Source organism: Streptomyces sp. NPDC006463 (genome assembly GCF_042870715.1).
Taxonomy (GTDB): Bacteria; Actinomycetota; Actinomycetes; order Streptomycetales; family Streptomycetaceae; genus Streptomyces.
Map to the genome: position 1 here is coordinate 592089 of NZ_JBIAHP010000002.1, position 15716 is coordinate 607804.

Genomic DNA, 15716 nt, shown 5'->3' on the forward strand with positions numbered 1-15716 from the left:
TTCGCGGTCGCGGGGGTGTACGGGGGTGGTGTGGATGTGGCGGAAGGTCACCGCGGGCGGCGGGCACGGCCGGCGGCGGCCTGTTCGATGGCGGCCCGGTAGTGCGCGGCGGTGCCTTCGGCGGCCTTGGCCCAGGTGAAGCGGGTCAGGACCCGGTCGCGCCCGGCGGCGCCGAGGCGGGCCCGCAGCTGCGGGTCACCCAGCATCCGGCCGAGCGCGGCGGCCAGTGCGCCCGCGTCGCCCGGGGGCACCGCGAGGCAGGTCTCGCCGTCGGGGCCGGAGACTTCTGGGATCGCTCCGCCGGTGGTGGCGACGAGCGGGGTGCCGGTGGCCATGGCCTCGGCCGCCGGCAGCGAGAAGCCCTCGTAGAGGGAGGGCACGCAGGCGACCTGGGCGCTGCGGACGAGGTCGACGAGTTCGGCGTCGGTGATGCCCTTGACGAAGCGGACGGCGTCCTGGAGCCCGAACGTCTCGATGGCGCGGGCGACCGGCCCCTTCTCGGCACGCTTGCCGACGACGACGAGGTGGGCGTCGGGCTGCTCGGTGCGCAGCTTCGCGAGCGCCTCGACGAGGTGGACGAGCCCCTTGAGCGGGACGTCGGCGCTGGAGGTGGTGACGATGCGGCCCGGTACCTCGGCGACGGAGGGGTCCGGGGACCACAGGTCGGTGTCGGCGCCGATGTGCACGACGTGGATGCGCCCGTCCTGGACGCCGAGGTGCTGGGCGATCTCCTGCTTGGAGGAGCCGGAGACGGTGAGCACGGAGGGGAGGCGCCGGGCGACGCGGCCCTGCATGCGCGTGAAGGCGTACCAACGCCGTACGGAGGCCCGCTTCTTGCGGTCCTTGGCGGCGTCGAGGTCGAGCTGCCGGTCGACGGTGATGGGGTGGTGGATCGTGGTCACCAGGGGTGCGCCGAGATCCGCCAGCAGCCCGTATCCGAGGGTCTGGTTGTCGTGGATGACGTCGAACTCACCGGCGCGGGCGGCGAGATGGCGCCGGGCCCGCAGGGAGAAGGTCAGCGGCTCGGGGAATCCGCCGGTCCACATGGTGGCGACCTCCAGCGCGTCGATCCAGTCCCGGTACTCGTCGCGCTTGGGAGTGCGGAAGGGATCGGGCTGCCGGTAGAGGTCGAGGCTCGGGAGTTCGGTGAGCGTGGCCCCCGTGTCGAGCACCGGGTAGGGCTGCGCGCCGATGACCTCGACGGAGTGCCCCAGGCGTACGAGCTCGCGCGAGAGGTGGCGGACGTAGACGCCCTGGCCACCGCAGAACGGGTTCCCCTTATAGGTGAGGAGCGCGATGCGCAGCGGGCGGTCGCCGTCGGTGGCGGAACCCGGGAAAGGGCTCGTCACCATGGCCTCAGCGGTCACTCCTGGCCCCCTTCATCCCTGCACTTTCGCCGGAGCGTAACCGCTCGGATAATGTAGAACAAGTTTCAGACTTGATCCGTTGAGACCATTGAATCTACCGGCCGGAAACCACACCGTAAGAGGCGGAGCAGGTGATTCGCGCCACGGCTGCGGCGCCTGACATGCTGGCTCCGGATCAGCCCCGCAACGACTCGGAACGGGACACATGACAGCGGAAGCGAAGGCCGCCCACACCCCGGCGTCCCCTCCCCTGACGGAGCGCCAGGAGGCGCGCCGCCGCCGGATCCTGCACGCCAGTGCCCAGCTGGCGAGCCGGGGCGGCTTCGACGCCGTCCAGATGCGCGAGGTCGCGGAATCGTCCAGCGTGGCGCTGGGCACCCTGTACCGGTACTTCCCGTCCAAGGTGCACCTGCTGGTGGCCACCATGCAGGACCAGCTCCAGCACATGCACACGACGCTGCGCAAGCACCCGCCGGCCGGCGACGACCCGGCGGCGCGGGTCGCGGAGACCCTGATGCGGGCCTTCCGGGCGCTCCAGCGGGAGCCGCACCTCGCGGACGCGATGGTGCGGGCGCTGACCTTCGCGGACCGCAGCGTGAGCCCCGAGGTGGACACGGTGTCCCGGCTGACCACGGCGATCATCCTGGACGCGATGGGTCTGGAGGCCCCGCCGACGGCGGAACAGCTCTCGGCGGTCCGGGTCATCGAGCACACCTGGCACTCGGCGCTGATCACCTGGCTGTCCGGCCGCGCCTCGATCGCCCAGGTCAAGATCGACATCGAGACGGTCTGCCGCCTGATCGACTTGACGGCCCCGGAAAAGGCCTGAAGCCACCGGTCCTGGGTCACGACCCGTTCCGGGGCTCACCTGCCGTCTATGCGGCGAGTTTCCGCGGCTGCTCGGCAACCTGCGGGGCCATCAGGCTGCGCAGCAGCCGGGTGAGGGGCCGCTCCACCAGGCGGTGCAGCAGCCAGGCGAGCAGCACCACGCCCGCGGTCACCCCGAGGAGGGTCGGCCAGGCGCCCCACTGCTCGTTCCACCGCCAGATCACCCGCACGCCCAGTGACTGGTGCACGAGGTAGAGCGGGTACGAGATCGCTCCCGCGACCGGCAGCCAGCGCCACTGGATCCGGTCCAGTTTCCCGAGCGCGATCAGGCCCATGAGCAGGTACATCGCGGTGATCGCGGCCAGGCAGACCTTCCAGTTGATGCCGTGCCCCTCGTCCGCCATGATCGCCGGAAGGCGATGCTGCACCAGCAGCCAGGACAGCGCCAGGATGCCCAGGGTCTCGCCTTCGATCCGGCCCGCCCGGCGGACCAGGTAGAAGGCGATCCCGGCGATGAAGAACGGCGCCCACTGCGGTACCAGGAGCTGGTCCAGCAACGGGATGCCCGACTTCGGCGCCAGCACCGAGCCCAGCGCCCAGACCCAGCAGAAGGCCGCGACCCGGCGGTAGCTCGTGCCGAGCAGGACGACCAACGAGAAGACCAGGTAGAAGCGCAGCTCGGCCCAGAGCGTCCAGTAGACGAGGTCCACGCTCTCCACGCCTAGGGGTTCGTGCAGCATCGTGAGGTTGGTGAGCATCTGGCCGACGGTGACCTTCGGCTCGCCCGGAGTCCGCGGACCCAGGCGAGCGGCCGCGGAGGAGAGCACGACCGCCGCCCAGTAGAGCGGGAACAGCCGCAGGATCCGGCCCTGCCAGAACTGCTGGAGCGACTTGCCCCAGCCGGACATGCAGATGACGAACCCGCTGATCATGAAGAAGAAGACCACGCCGAGCCAGCCGAAGTCGGCGATCCGGTGCAGCGCGGGAAACAGCTCGGCCGCCGTCCGCTGCCAGGGGATCGTCCCGTAGCCGGCCAGGTAGTGGAACAGGACCACCGACAGCGCCGCGAGCAGCCGCAGGCCGTCCAGCACTGCGATGCGCGGCGCCCGGACCCCGCCGGCCCCCAGCCGGACCCCCCGGTGACGGACGGGTTCGGGGGCCGTCTGCGGCGCTCCGGCGGGCACCGGAACGCGGTCGCCGGTGAGGACGGACCTGTCGGACATGACACCTCTGCAATTCCTGCGGTGTCGCGGCACCGGTACTCAAGGGGGCACAAAGTCCCGCGATCGTATCGATGCCGCATGCACGCACAGGAACCCAGGGGCCCCTGCCGCCCGGCGCCCCGGCCGGGATCGCCCCCACACCGCCGTCACTACGCGTCCGTCGACCCCGGCACCTTCGCCCGGTCGAACGCCGCGTCGCAGGCCGCGTCGTGGTGAAGGGCCACGAGGGAGAGGCGCCCTGCGGTGCGGGACTTGTAGTCGATGAGCACCAGTTCCCAGGAGCCGTTGGTCATCGCGAGCCCGTACGGGCGGTCCCGGTGGGCGGTGGTCGTCCAGCCGCGGGCGTTCAGGCCCATCGCGACGTCCCGCAGCACCTCCGGGGTGATCAGGTTGTAAGCGTCCCAGCTCACCGCGCACTCGGCGGCGAGGCCGAACTCCTCCTCGCGGGCCTTCGGCGGCATGGGCCGCCCACCGGCTCCTGCCGAGGTGAGGATGGCCTCGAACTGCGCGTCCACCATCGTCCGCGACGGATCCGCTCCTGCTGGGGCGGCCGCGGGGGACGCAGACGCCTCCCGGACCCAGCCGTTCCCCGCGTCCTCGCCGAACTCCCGGTCACTGAGCCCCGCAGCCAGGATGACGCCGGCCACCCCGGCCGACGCCGCCGCCCATTTGATCCTGCTCATGTCGCTTCCCCCCGCGAAGGCCCCGGGCCGGATCACCCGGTGGCCCCGCAGAAGTGTCACACTCCGCCGTCGCGGCCCCGAACGGATTTACTCCTCCGGTGGGAAGACCGGTTCGCCGGTCGCGGCGAGGGTGATCATGATGGCCTCGACCGGGCAGCCCTCCGCCGCCGTCAGGACCGGCTCGTTCGCGTCGGTCTGCGGGGTGCGCGGGTGCGACTGCCGGGCGGAGTCGAGGGCGAAGCCCTCCGGGGCGTGGTTCACGCACATGCCCGAGCCGATGCAGACCCCCCGGTCCACCTCGACCTGCCAGCGGTCCCCCATCAGGCACCCGCCTCATAGCCCGCCGGCAGGTGGATCATCTTGTGCTCCAGGTACTCGCTCAGACCCTCCGGGCCGAACTCCCGGCCCACACCGCTGTTCTTGTAGCCGCCGAACGGGCCGAGCATGTCCAGGCTGAAGGTGTTCACGTTGAAGGTGCCCGTGCGGACCTGCCGGCCGAAGTCGACGCCGTGCTCGACGTCGGCCGTCCAGACGCTGCCGCTCAGGCCGAACTCCGAGTCGTTGGCCACCCGTACCGCCTCCGCCTCGTCCCCGTACGGGATCAGGCAGACGACCGGGCCGAAGATCTCCTCGCGCGCGACCCTCATGGAGTTGTCCACGTCGCCGAAGAGGGTGGGCTCCACGTACCAGCCCCGCTCCAGGCCCGCCGGGCGGCCGCCGCCGGCCAGGACCTTGGCGCCCTCCTCCTGGCCGATGCGGATGTAGTCCAGGGAGCGCTGCTGCTGGCGCTGGGCCACGAGCGGGCCGAGCTGCGTCGCCGGGTCGAGCGGGTCGCCGACCACCAGGGCGCCGGCCGCTGCCGCGAGGGCCTCGGCCACCTCCTCGTAGCGGCTGCGCGGCGCGAGGACGCGGGTCTGGGCCACGCACGCCTGGCCGTTGTTCATCCAGGCCGCGGGCACGATCCCGGCGATGGTGGTGTCCAGGTCGGCGTCGGGCAGGATCACGGCGGCCGACTTGCCGCCGAGTTCGAGGGTGACCCGGGTGAGGTTGCGCGCGGCGACCTCCATCACGCGCTTGCCCGCGGCGACCGAGCCGGTGAAGGCGACCTTGTCGATGCCGGGGTGGCCGACCAGGTACTCGCTGACCTCGCGGTCGGCGGGCAGGATCGACAGCACGCCCTCCGGCACCCCGGCCTCGCGGGCGATGTCGGCGAGGATGTACGAGTCGAGCGGGGACTCCGGCGAGGGCTTGAGGATCACCGTCGAGCCGGAGAGCAGCGCGGGCGCGAGCTTGGCGGCGGCCACGAACTGCGGCACGTTCCAGGGGATGACGGCCGCGACGACCCCGACGGGCTCGCGCCGCACGAGGATCGGTCCGAGGACGCCCTGGCGGCGCTCCTCGTACGGGTAGGCGCGCGCGACGGTGATCGCGGCGTCGTAGACCATCATCGGACCGAGCGCCTGGGCGAGGACGCTCCAGGAGTACGGGGATCCGTTCTGGGAGCTGATCGAACGGGCGATCTCCTCGTGCCGGACGGCTATGGCGTCCTTGATCCGGGAGACGACGGCGACGCGTTCGTCGAGCGACATCCGCGGCCAGGGACCCTCGTCGAACGCCTTGCGCGCGGCGGCGACCGCCCGGTCGACGTCGGCCTTCGAGGCGTGCGGGACGGAGCCGATGACCTGCTCGGTGTGGGGGGAGACGACCCGGATCGTGTCGGTGCCCAGCGGATCCGTCCACTCCCCGCCGATGAACAGTTGTCCGTGTTCCACGAGCTCGGTCATGGCTGATGCCTCCTGCGGCTTGGCGTTGCAGAACTGATACCAGTTCTAGTTAGAGGAGTCCACGGCCGGGACGGAACAGTCCGGAAGATCCAACGACTAGTCAGAAAGCCTTGGAGGTGGTCGACTTGGGCTACTACTGAAACAAGTTCTCGTTCGGTTCAGGAGCAGGGGGTCTCATGTCCGAGGACACGCCACAGGACGCGCCACAGGTGACCGACCACGGCGGAGGAGTGTGGGCGATCAAGGTCCCCATCCCCGACAACCCCCTCGGGCACACCCTCGTCCACGTCCTCGACACCGACCGCGGCCCGGTCCTCGTCGACACCGGCTGGGACGACCCCGAGTCCTGGGACACCCTCGTCGCCGGCCTCGCCGGACTCGGCATCGCCGTCGCCGACGTCCACGGCGTCGTCATCACCCACCACCACCCCGACCACCACGGCCTGTCCGGCCAGGTCCGCGCCGCGTCCGGAGCCTGGATCGCCATGCACGCCGCCGACACCGAGGTCGTCGTACGGACCCGGTCCGCCGAACCCGGCGTCTGGTTCGACTACATGAGCGAGAAGCTCGCGGCCGCCGGAGCCCCCGAGGAGCACCTCGCCCCGCTGCGCGCCGCCCGCACCAGCGGCCGCCTGCGGACCCTGCCCGGCCTGCACGCCGCCGTCCCCGACCGGGAGATCGTCCCCGCCGAGCTGCTCCCCCTCGCCGGACGCCGGCTGCGCGCGATCTGGACCCCCGGCCACACCCCCGGCCACGTCTGCCTGCACCTGGAGGAACAGCACCCGGCGAACCTCCCCGGCAACGGCCGCCTCTTCTCCGGCGACCACCTGCTGCCCGGGATCTCCCCCCACATCGGCCTGTACGAGGCCCCCGAGGACACCCGCGCCACCGACCCCCTCGGGGACTACCTCGACTCCCTCGAACGCATCGGCCGCCTGGGCCCGGCCGAGGTGCTCCCGGCCCACCAGCACGCCTTCACCGACGCCCCCGCCCGCGTACGGGAACTCCTGGGCCACCACGAGGAACGGCTCACCGGGCTGTGGGCGCTGCTCGCCGAGCCGCTGACCCCGTGGGCGCTCGCGGAGCGGATGGAGTGGAACCGGCCCTGGGAACAGATCCCGTACGGCTCGCGCAACATCGCCGTCTCGGAGGCGGAGGCCCACCTGCGGCGACTGGTGAAGCAGGGCCGCGCGGAGGCGGTCCCGGGGACCGACCCCGTGACGTACCGGGCGCTGTAAGGGGCTCGGGGGGTCGCCGCCCCCGGGCGGGCGGGTTACGGGCCGGTAGAGTGAACCCGTCGTCCACACCTCCGTACGGGGGGAAGCCGGTGCGATTCCGGCGCTGACCCGCAACCGTGACCCGCCCTCGGCACCGCCGGGGCGAGGAGCCGGAATGCCCCGTACCGGAAGTGCGCGGCTCGTGCCGCCGGGGCCTCCGGCGGCCGGCACCGTCGAGGTAAACGGAGCCGGAGCCCGGTGCCTGAGCGTGCCTGCCTCCAGTTCCCCAGCAGGAGAGGCACCCGCCCCCATGATCGTCCGCCGCAGCGCCGCCGCGCTCGCCGCCTCCGCCGTGCTCTGTGTGGGCGCCGCCCCCGCAGCCCTCGCCGACACCGCGCCGCCCGCCTCCCCCTCCGCGCCGCCGGTCATCCCGTCCGGGCTCCACGGCAAGAACGACCCGACGTACGACGGCGTGTGGCGGCAGTCCTTCGCGCTGCTCGCCCAGCACACCGTCGGCGTCAAGCCCGCCGCGCAGGCCGTGGACTGGCTGACCGGCCAGAGTTGCGCGAACGGCTCCTTCCCCTCCTTCCGCGCGGACACCGCCAAGCCGTGCGACGCCTCGACGTACATCGACTCCAACGCCACCGCGGCCGCCGTGCAGGCGCTGGCCGCGCTCGGCGGCCACGACGAGACGGTGAATAAGGCCGTCGGCTGGCTGAAGTCCGTACAGAACGAGGACGGCGGCTGGAGCAGCAACCCCGGCGGCGCCATGGACACCGGTACGGACGCCAACTCGACCGGCATCGTGATCAGCGCCCTGGTGGCGGCCGGGGAGAAGCCTGCCGAGGTCAAGTCCAAGGCGGGCAAGTCGGCGTACGAGGCGCTGCTCACCTTCCGGCTGGGCTGCTCCGCCGAGCCCGCCGCCGACCGGGGCGCCTTCGCCTTCCAGCCGCTCGACGGCAAGCTGCTCGCCAACGCCGATGCCACGGCCGCCGCCGCGCTGGCCGGCCTCGGCAAGAGCGCGGCCGTCGCGCCCGCCACCACGGACACCCCCGCGGCGGCACTGGCCTGCCCGGCGGACGCCGCCGACCCGGTGGCCGCCGCCCAGGGCGCGGCCGGCTACCTGGCCGAGGCCCTCAAGAAGGACGGCCACCTCACGGCCGTGACCCCGGGAGCGGACCAGCCGACCCCGGACACCGGCAACACCGCCGACGCGGTGATCGCCCTGGCCGCGGCCGGGCACAAGCAGTCGGCGGCGGGCGCGCTGGAATGGCTCAAGGCCAACTCGGCGCAGTGGTCGAAGGGCAGCCCGGCGGCCCTCGGCACGCTGATCCTGGCCGCACACGCGACGGGCACCGACCCGAAGTCCTTCGGCGGCACCGACCTCGTGGCGGCGCTGAACGCGACTGGCCCGGCCCCGCAGGGCGCGGAGACCTCCGCGACCGCGGTGGACAGTGACGAGGACAAGCCCTCCGGCGGCCAGAACATCTGGTGGATCGTCGGCGCGGGCGCCGCGGCCGGCATGGGCATCGGCATCCTGCTGAGCGGCCGCCGCAAGAAGAACCAGCTCTGATGACCCGCCGCCGCTCTCCTGGCGCCCTCGCCCTCACCCTCGGGATCGTGCTGGCCGTGCTGGCCGCCTCCCCGGCCCTGGCTTCGAGCTACCGCTACTGGTCGTTCTGGGACGGCACGGGCGGCCGGTGGGCGTACGCCTCCACGGGCCCCTCGACGGCCCGTCCGGCGGACGGCTCGGTGCAGGGCTTCCGCTTCGCGGTGAGCAAGGACGCGGCGGCCGAGGCGGCGCAGCCGCGGGCGGCGGCGGACTTCACGGCGATCTGCGCGGCGACCCCGGCAGCCGAGGGGAGGAAGCGGGTGGCGCTGGTCATCGACTTCGGCGTCCCGGCGGACGCCCCGGCGGGCGACGCCCCGCCGCAGCCGGAGCCGCGCACGGCCTGCGCGCAGGTGGCCCCGGAGGCCACGGCGGCCGAGGCGCTGGCGGCGGTCGCCAAACCGCTGCGCTACAACAGCGCGGCGCTGCTGTGCGCGGTCTCGGGCTATCCGGGGCAGGGCTGCGGCGAGCCGATGCCCGACGCCCCGGCCGAGCCCGTGACAGGCGGTGCGCCCGTGGCCGACGGCGAGAAGGAGGACGGCGGTCAGAAGGACGGCGGCCCGTCGGCGGGCCTCCTGGCGGGCATCGCTGCGGTGGCCGCCCTGGCCGCGGCCGCCGTCTGGCAGTCCCGCCGCCGCACCCGATGACCCCCGACGACACCGTCACGCCGGGCCCGCCCGAAGCCGGGCCGGGTCCCGGCGCGGGGCCGACCCCGCGCACGCCCCGGCTCGCCGGGCCGCGCAACGGTGGGACGGACACCGACAGCGCCCAGGCGCCCGCCGGGGCCGCCCGCACCCCGAGTCCGAGCCGCACGGGTGGCGCGGGCGGGTGGCCCGCCCGGCCGGAGGCCGGGCGCACCCCCACCGGAGCCGCACCCGGCGACGTGACCCCGGCCCGGCGGAGCCTGCCCTCGGCGCCGGACCCCGCGCACGGGCCCTCGTACGACCGCCGAAGGCGCTGGGAGGCACCCCGCGCCGACCGGGCCACGGCCCTGCACGCGGGAGCCTGGTGGCTCTGGGCCCTCGGCCTCGCCACGGCGGCTTCCCGCACCACGAACCCCCTCCTGCTCGGCCTGGTCGTCGGCGTCGCCGGCTACGTGGTCGCGGCCCGCCGGACCTCCGCCCCCTGGGCCCGTTCCTACGGGGCGTTCCTCAAGCTCGGCCTCGTCGTCATCGGCCTGCGCCTCCTCTTCTCCATGCTCCTCGGCTCCCCCATCCCCGGCTCGCACGTCCTCTTCGTCCTGCCGGAGGTCCCCCTCCCGGCCTGGGCCCAGGGCATCCGCTTCGGCGGCAAGGTCACCGCCGAGCAGCTGGTCTTCGCCTTCTACGACGGCGCCAAGCTGGCCGCCCTGCTCGTCTGCGTGGGCGCCGCGAACGCCCTCGCCAACCCGGCCCGGCTCCTGAAGTCCCTCCCGGCCGCCCTCTACGAGGCGGGGGTCGCCGTCGTCGTCGCGATGACCTTCGCGCCGAACATGGTCGCCGACGTCGTCCGCCTGCGGACGGCCCGACGGCTGCGCGGCCGCCCCACCGGCGGGGTGAGGGCCGTCCTCCAGATCGGCCTCCCGGTCCTCGAAGGCGCCCTCGAACGTTCCGTCGCCACGGCCGCGTCGATGGACGCGCGGGGGTACGGGCGCACCGCGCAGGTCCCGCCCGCCGTCCGGCACACGACCAACGTCCTCACCCTCGGCGGCCTGCTCGGCATGTGCGCGGGCACCTACGGACTGCTCGCCGCGCAGGGGGCCGCGTACGGGCTCCCGGTACTCGGCATCGGCCTGGCGATGGCCCTCGCCGGCCTGCGCCTCGGCGGGCGCCGGTCGGTGCGGACCCGCTACCGGCCCGACCGCTGGGGGACGCGCGCCTGGCTGGTCGCCGGGTCGGGCGCGGCCGTCGCCGCCCTCCTCGTCGTCGCGGGCACCCGCGACCCCGAGGCCCTGAGCCCGGGTGTGGTCCCGCTGGTCGCGCCCTCGCTGCCGCTGTGGCCGGCGGCCGCGATCCTGATCGGCCTGCTGCCCGCGGTCGTGGCACCCGTACCGCCCAAGGAGGCGTCGTTGTGATCCGCTTCGAGCAGGTCTCGGTCACGTACGAGGGCGCGGCGGGCCCGTCCCTCCAGGGCGTCGACCTGGTGATCCCCGAGGGCGAGCTGACGCTGCTGGTAGGCCCGTCGGGGGTCGGCAAGTCCACCCTGCTGGGCGCGGTCTCCGGTCTGGTCCCGCATTTCACCGGGGGCACGCTCCGGGGCCGGGTGACGGTCGCGGGCCGCGACACCCGTACGCACAAGCCGCGGGAGCTCGCGGACGTGGTGGGTACGGTCGGCCAGGACCCGCCGGCGCACTTCGTGACGGATGTCGTCGAGGACGAGCTGGCCTACGGGATGGAGTCCCTGGGCCTTCCACCTGCGGTGATGCGCCGCCGAGTCGAGGAGACCCTCGACCTGCTGGGCCTGAACGAGCTGCGCGACCGCCCCATCGCGACGTTGTCGGGCGGGCAGCAGCAGCGGGTCGCGATCGGCTCGGTCCTGACCCCGCACCCGAAGGTCCTGGTCCTGGACGAACCCACCTCGGCCCTCGACCCGGCGGCGGCGGAGGAGGTCCTGGCGGTCCTCCAGCGCCTGGTCCACGACCTCGGCACCACCGTCCTGATGGCGGAGCACCGGCTGGAGCGGGTGGTCCAGTACGCCGACCAGGTGCTGCTCCTGCCCTCCCCGGGCGCGGCCCCGGTCCTCGGCACCCCGGCCGAGATCATGGCAGTCTCCCCGGTCCACCCCCCGGTGGTCTCCCTGGGCCGCCTCGCGGGCTGGTCCCCGCTCCCCCTGTCGATCCGCGACGCCCGCCGCCAGGCCGCGCCGCTCCGCGCCCGCCTCGCGCATGCCGCGGGCCCGACCCCGGGGAACCCCGCGCACCCGCTGCCCGAGCCCCGCGCCACCGTTTCCCGGGGCTCCGCCCCGGACCCCGCGCCTGGGAGGTCGCGGGCTGACGCCGACCGAAATCCAGCCTCGCCGGCGTTTGAGGCGCGGGGGTCGGGGGGCAGCGGCGCCGCAGACGGGTGGCTCGCGCGCCTGCTCCGGCGCGGCGGGCCGGGCCCCCGCACGGGACGCGGCACGGGGCCGGTCGAGGCCCGCGGCCTCACCATCCGCCGCGGCCGCACCGAGGTGCTGCGCAACATCGACCTCGCGGTAGCGCCCGGCGAGACGGTCGCCCTCATGGGAAGGAACGGCGCCGGAAAGTCCACCCTCCTCGCCGCCCTCGTCGGCACCGTCCCGCCCGCCGCCGGCGAGGTGACCGTCGGGGGCCGGGCCCCCCACCGCACCCCGCCGCCCGAGATGGTGACCCGCGTCGGCCTCGTCCCGCAGGAACCCCGCGACCTCCTCTACGCCGACACGGTGGCCGCCGAGTGCGCCGCCGCCGACTCCGACGCGGGCGCGGCCCCCGGTACCTGCCGGGACCTGGTCTCCGATCTGCTCCCGGACGTCCCCGACGACACCCATCCCCGCGATCTGTCCGAGGGCCAGCGCCTGGCCCTCGCCCTGGCGCTGGTCCTCACCGGCCGGCCAGCCCTGCTGCTCCTCGACGAGCCCACCCGCGGCCTGGACTACGCCGCCAAGGCCCGCCTGATCGAGATCCTCCGCGCGCTCGCCGCGCAGGGCCACGCCATCGTCCTGGCCACGCACGACGTGGAGCTCGCCGCCGAGCTGGCCCACCGCGTGATCGTGCTGGCCGGCGGGGAGATCGTCGCGGACGGCCCGACCGCCGAGGTCGTCGTCTCCTCGCCCGCCTTCGCGCCGCAGGTGGCGAAGATCCTGGCGCCCGGCCGCTGGCTCACGGTGGGCCAGGTCGCCGAAGCCCTGACCGCGGCGGACACCCCGTGACCGGCCCCGTGACCCGCCCCGTCGCCCGCACCGCTCCCCGCCCCGTCAGGATCGGCCCGCGGGCCGCCGCCGCCCTGGTCCTCGTCACCCTGATCGGCATCGCGGCCTTCGGCTGGCCGCTCCTCGCCGACCGGCAGTCCGGTCTCGCGCACTCCCAGGACGCCCCCTGGCTCTTCGCCGCGCTCCTGCCCCTCCTCGTCGCGGTCGTCGTCGCGACCATCGCCGACAACGGCATGGACGCCAAGGCGGTGGCGATGCTCGGCGTGCTCGCCGCCGTCGGAGCGGCGCTGCGGCCACTGGGCGCGGGCACGGCCGGCCTGGAGCCCATGTTCTTCCTGATGGTGCTCAGCGGCCGCGTCCTCGGTCCCGGCTTCGGCTTCGTGCTCGGCTCGGTGACCATGTTCGCGTCGGCCCTGCTCACCGGCGGGGTCGGGCCGTGGATGCCGTTCCAGATGCTGGCCATGGGCTGGTTCTCGCTGGGCGCCGGGCTGCTGCCAGGCCCGGAGAGGATCCGGGGCCGGGCGGAGCTCCTGATGCTGGCGGCGTACGGCTTCGCGGGCTCGTTCGCGTACGGCACGGTCATGAACCTGCAGGGCTGGGTGATCCTGCAGGGCATGGGGCAGGGCATCTCCTTCCACCCCGGTGAGCCGGTGGCGGCGAACCTGGCGCGCTTCGCCGCGTACTGCCTGGCTACGTCGGTGGGCTGGGACCTGGGCCGCGCCGCGCTCACCGTCGTGCTGACGCTCACGGTCGGCGCCGCACTGCTGAAGGCCCTGCGTCGGGCCACCAGGAAGGCAGCCTTCGACGCGCCCGTCGCCTTCGAATCGGGGGCCGGAAGTAGGCCCGACTACACCCCTTGAAGGCATATGAACCGCTACAAAGGGTGAGATCCGGACCCCTCGGCGGTGACCCGCCCCATAGGGCCCACGTCACATACGAATCGGGATAGTAGCCCTTATCCGGGACATTTCACCCCCCTTATGTCTGCTCCCACCTGCACGGAAACCCGTCTCCGCCGGGGGTGGCCGCACCACCCCTACTCCGAGGACCACTAGTAAGCGGGCCCTTTGCCAGGGCCCCCGGCGGTCTGTAGAACTGGATGAGTCGCAAGGCGGCAGGGGTAACTCCACCTCCCGCCGACGAACCCCTCTCCTCCGCGTGAGTGGCTCACGCATGTCTTCGGCATGCCCGCGACCGTCCTCGTCCCCGTCGGAAGGTCAATCCGTGTCCAACCCCGTCATCCGCCGCATCGCCGCTTCCAAGAAGACCCTCGCGGGTACCGTCGTCGCCCTGGGTGTCGCCGGTTCCATGCTGGCCGCGGTTCCCGCGCAGGCCGCCCCCACGGGTGCCAAGGCGATCGCTCAGCAGATGATCAAGGACCCGGCCCAGTTCGCCGCCTTCGACAAGATCGTCTCGCACGAGAGCGGCTGGGACTACACCGCGACCAACTCTTCCTCCGGCGCGTACGGCCTGGTCCAGGCCCTGCCGGCCTCGAAGATGTCCTCCGCGGGCTCGGACTGGAAGACCAACCCGGCCACCCAGATCAAGTGGGGCCTGGACTACATGAACTCCCGCTACGGCAGCCCGGTCGACGCCTGGAACTTCTGGCAGGCCAACCACTGGTACTAAGCCACCAGCGGACAGCAGACATACGAAGGCCCCGGCGGCCGGCCTCCCCAGGTCCGGCCACCGGGGCCTTCTGCATCCCATCCCACGGGGTTCAAAGGCGCCTGCGCGCGAGGCTCACAGGCGGCGGTGCCGCAGGCCGCTTCACAGGCGCTGGATGATCGTTCCGGTCGCCAGCGCGCCGCCGGCGCACATGGTGATCAGCGCGAATTCCTTGTCCCGGCGCTCCAGCTCGTGCAGCGCGGTGGTGATCAGCCGGGCGCCGGTGGCGCCGACGGGGTGGCCGATCGCGATGCCGCCGCCGTTGACGTTGACCTTCTCCAGGTCCTGCTCGAAGACCTGGGCCCAGCTGAGGACGACCGAGGCGAAGGCCTCGTTGATCTCGACCAGGTCGATGTCCTTCAGCGACATCCCGGCCTTGCCGAGCACGGCCCGCGTCGCGTCGATCGGTCCGTCCAGGTGGTAGTGGGGGTCGGCGCCGACCAGTGTCTGGGCGACGATCCGGGCGCGCGGCCTGAGCTTGAGGGCGCGGGCCATCTTGCGCGAGGCCCACATCACGGCGGCGGCCCCGTCGGATATCTGCGAGGAGTTCCCGGCGGTGTGCACGGCGGTCGGCATGACCGGCTTGAGCCGGGCCAGGCCCTCCATGCTGGTGTCGCGAAGGCCCTCGTCGCGGTCGACGAGCCGCCACATGCCCTGCCCGGCGGCCTGCTCCTCCTCCGTCGTCGGCACCTGCACGGCGAAGGTCTCACGCTTGAAACGCTCCTCGGCCCAGGCGGTGGCGGCCCGCTCCTGGGAGAGCACCCCGAGCCGGTCGACGTCCTCGCGGGTCAGGCCCCGGCGGCGGGCGATGCGCTCGGCGGCCTCGAACTGGTTCGGGAGGTCGACGTTCCACTCGTCCGGGAAGGGCTTGCCGGGGCCGTGCTTGGATCCGGAGCCCAGCGGTACGCGACTCATGGCCTCGACCCCGCAGGCGATGCCGATGTCCATGACCCCGCCGGAGATCATGTTGGCGACCATGTGGTTGGCCTGCTGGGAGCTGCCGCACTGACAGTCCACGGTCGTCGCGGCGGTCTCGTACGGGAGCCCCATGGCGAGCCAGGCGTTGCGGGCGGGGTTCATCGACTGCTCGCCCGCGTGCGTGACGGTGCCGCCGACGATCTGCTCGACGCAGTCGGGCTGGATTCCGGTACGGGCCAGCAGTTCGCGGTACGTCTCGCCGAGCAGGTAAGCGGGATGGAGGTTGGCGAGCGCGCCCCCGCGCTTGCCGATGGGGGTGCGTACGGCTTCGACGATGACGGGTTCCGCGGCCATGAGCTCGTCCTCTCCTGCACAGTGCCGACGCGGCGGGCCGTCCCGGCGCCCCGCCCGAACTAGTACGCGTTCTACTTCTCCCCGCAGTCTTATGACCTCACGCCCCGTCACGCAAGGGTCTTGCACGCGCCCTGCACGGATTCCACACGCAACAGTTGACGCTCCGGCCCTTGTCACTTCTAGAACTCATTACTACCTTCA

The 15716-nt window shown here is 73.3% G+C and carries 14 protein-coding genes and 1 riboswitch; of the genes, 8 read left to right on the plus strand and 6 right to left on the minus strand.

The window, feature by feature from the left end; all coding sequences use genetic code 11:
• Positions 1–47: 47 nt before the first annotated feature.
• Positions 48–1367, minus strand: coding sequence for a glycosyltransferase family 4 protein (locus ACFYOB_RS06550; RefSeq protein WP_388555323.1), 1320 nt, complete (start codon positions 1365–1367; stop codon positions 48–50).
• A 205-nt stretch (positions 1368–1572) separates the two neighbouring features.
• Here ACFYOB_RS06550 and ACFYOB_RS06555 point away from each other — a divergent pair, with 205 nt between their 5' ends.
• Positions 1573–2196, plus strand: a complete 624-nt coding sequence (locus ACFYOB_RS06555) for a TetR family transcriptional regulator (protein ID WP_328925455.1) — start codon at positions 1573–1575, stop codon at positions 2194–2196.
• A gap of 46 nt (positions 2197–2242) precedes the next feature.
• On the opposite strand, the gene ACFYOB_RS06560 is transcribed toward ACFYOB_RS06555, so the two are convergent.
• The 4 genes from ACFYOB_RS06560 to ACFYOB_RS06575 all read right to left on the minus strand — a co-directional run bounded on the left by ACFYOB_RS06560 (position 2243) and on the right by ACFYOB_RS06575 (position 5885).
• Positions 2243–3418: an acyltransferase family protein gene (locus ACFYOB_RS06560; RefSeq protein WP_388555327.1), complete on the minus strand. Its 1176-nt coding sequence runs from the start codon at positions 3416–3418 to the stop codon at positions 2243–2245.
• Positions 3419–3567: 149 nt separating this feature from the next.
• Positions 3568–4101 carry a hypothetical protein gene (locus ACFYOB_RS06565; protein ID WP_388555329.1) on the minus strand — a complete coding sequence of 178 codons (534 nt, stop codon included), beginning with the start codon at positions 4099–4101 and terminating at the stop codon, positions 3568–3570.
• An 87-nt stretch (positions 4102–4188) separates the two neighbouring features.
• A complete protein-coding gene (locus ACFYOB_RS06570) occupies positions 4189–4422 on the minus strand; it encodes a ferredoxin (protein WP_388555332.1) in 234 nt (77 codons plus the stop codon).
• Positions 4422–5885: an aldehyde dehydrogenase gene (locus ACFYOB_RS06575; protein WP_388555335.1), complete on the minus strand. Its 1464-nt coding sequence runs from the start codon at positions 5883–5885 to the stop codon at positions 4422–4424. The genes ACFYOB_RS06570 and ACFYOB_RS06575 overlap by 1 nt, the downstream gene beginning before the upstream one ends.
• A 176-nt stretch (positions 5886–6061) precedes the next feature.
• Here ACFYOB_RS06575 and ACFYOB_RS06580 point away from each other — a divergent pair, with 176 nt between their 5' ends.
• The 7 genes from ACFYOB_RS06580 to ACFYOB_RS06610 all read left to right on the plus strand — a co-directional run bounded on the left by ACFYOB_RS06580 (position 6062) and on the right by ACFYOB_RS06610 (position 14204).
• Positions 6062–7123 carry an MBL fold metallo-hydrolase gene (locus tag ACFYOB_RS06580; protein ID WP_388555338.1) on the plus strand — a complete coding sequence of 354 codons (1062 nt, stop codon included), beginning with the start codon at positions 6062–6064 and terminating at the stop codon, positions 7121–7123.
• Between the two features lie 79 nt (positions 7124–7202).
• Positions 7203–7283, plus strand: a riboswitch (cobalamin riboswitch).
• A gap of 129 nt (positions 7284–7412) precedes the next feature.
• Entirely contained in the window at positions 7413–8675 is a 1263-nt protein-coding gene (locus ACFYOB_RS06585; RefSeq protein ID WP_388555341.1) for a prenyltransferase/squalene oxidase repeat-containing protein, read from the plus strand.
• On the plus strand, positions 8675–9358 hold the full coding sequence (locus tag ACFYOB_RS06590) for an SCO2322 family protein (protein WP_388555343.1): 684 nt from the start codon (positions 8675–8677) through the stop codon (positions 9356–9358). Before ACFYOB_RS06585 ends, ACFYOB_RS06590 begins: the two co-directional genes overlap by 1 nt.
• A 257-nt stretch (positions 9359–9615) precedes the next feature.
• Positions 9616–10764: an energy-coupling factor transporter transmembrane component T gene (locus ACFYOB_RS06595; RefSeq protein WP_388555612.1), complete on the plus strand. Its 1149-nt coding sequence runs from the start codon at positions 9616–9618 to the stop codon at positions 10762–10764.
• Positions 10761–12575, plus strand: coding sequence for an ABC transporter ATP-binding protein (locus ACFYOB_RS06600; RefSeq protein ID WP_388555346.1), 1815 nt, complete (start codon positions 10761–10763; stop codon positions 12573–12575). The genes ACFYOB_RS06595 and ACFYOB_RS06600 overlap by 4 nt, the downstream gene beginning before the upstream one ends.
• Positions 12572–13435 (plus strand): ECF transporter S component, encoded by an 864-nt coding sequence (locus ACFYOB_RS06605; RefSeq protein WP_388555349.1) that lies wholly within the window; start codon positions 12572–12574, stop codon positions 13433–13435. The genes ACFYOB_RS06600 and ACFYOB_RS06605 overlap by 4 nt, the downstream gene beginning before the upstream one ends.
• A 313-nt stretch (positions 13436–13748) precedes the next feature.
• Positions 13749–14204: a transglycosylase SLT domain-containing protein gene (locus tag ACFYOB_RS06610; protein WP_388555352.1), complete on the plus strand. Its 456-nt coding sequence runs from the start codon at positions 13749–13751 to the stop codon at positions 14202–14204.
• A gap of 141 nt (positions 14205–14345) precedes the next feature.
• Here the strand turns inward: ACFYOB_RS06610 and ACFYOB_RS06615 are convergent, their stop codons facing one another.
• Positions 14346–15515: a steroid 3-ketoacyl-CoA thiolase gene (locus ACFYOB_RS06615; protein WP_388555355.1), complete on the minus strand. Its 1170-nt coding sequence runs from the start codon at positions 15513–15515 to the stop codon at positions 14346–14348.
• Positions 15516–15716: the final 201 nt, after the last annotated feature.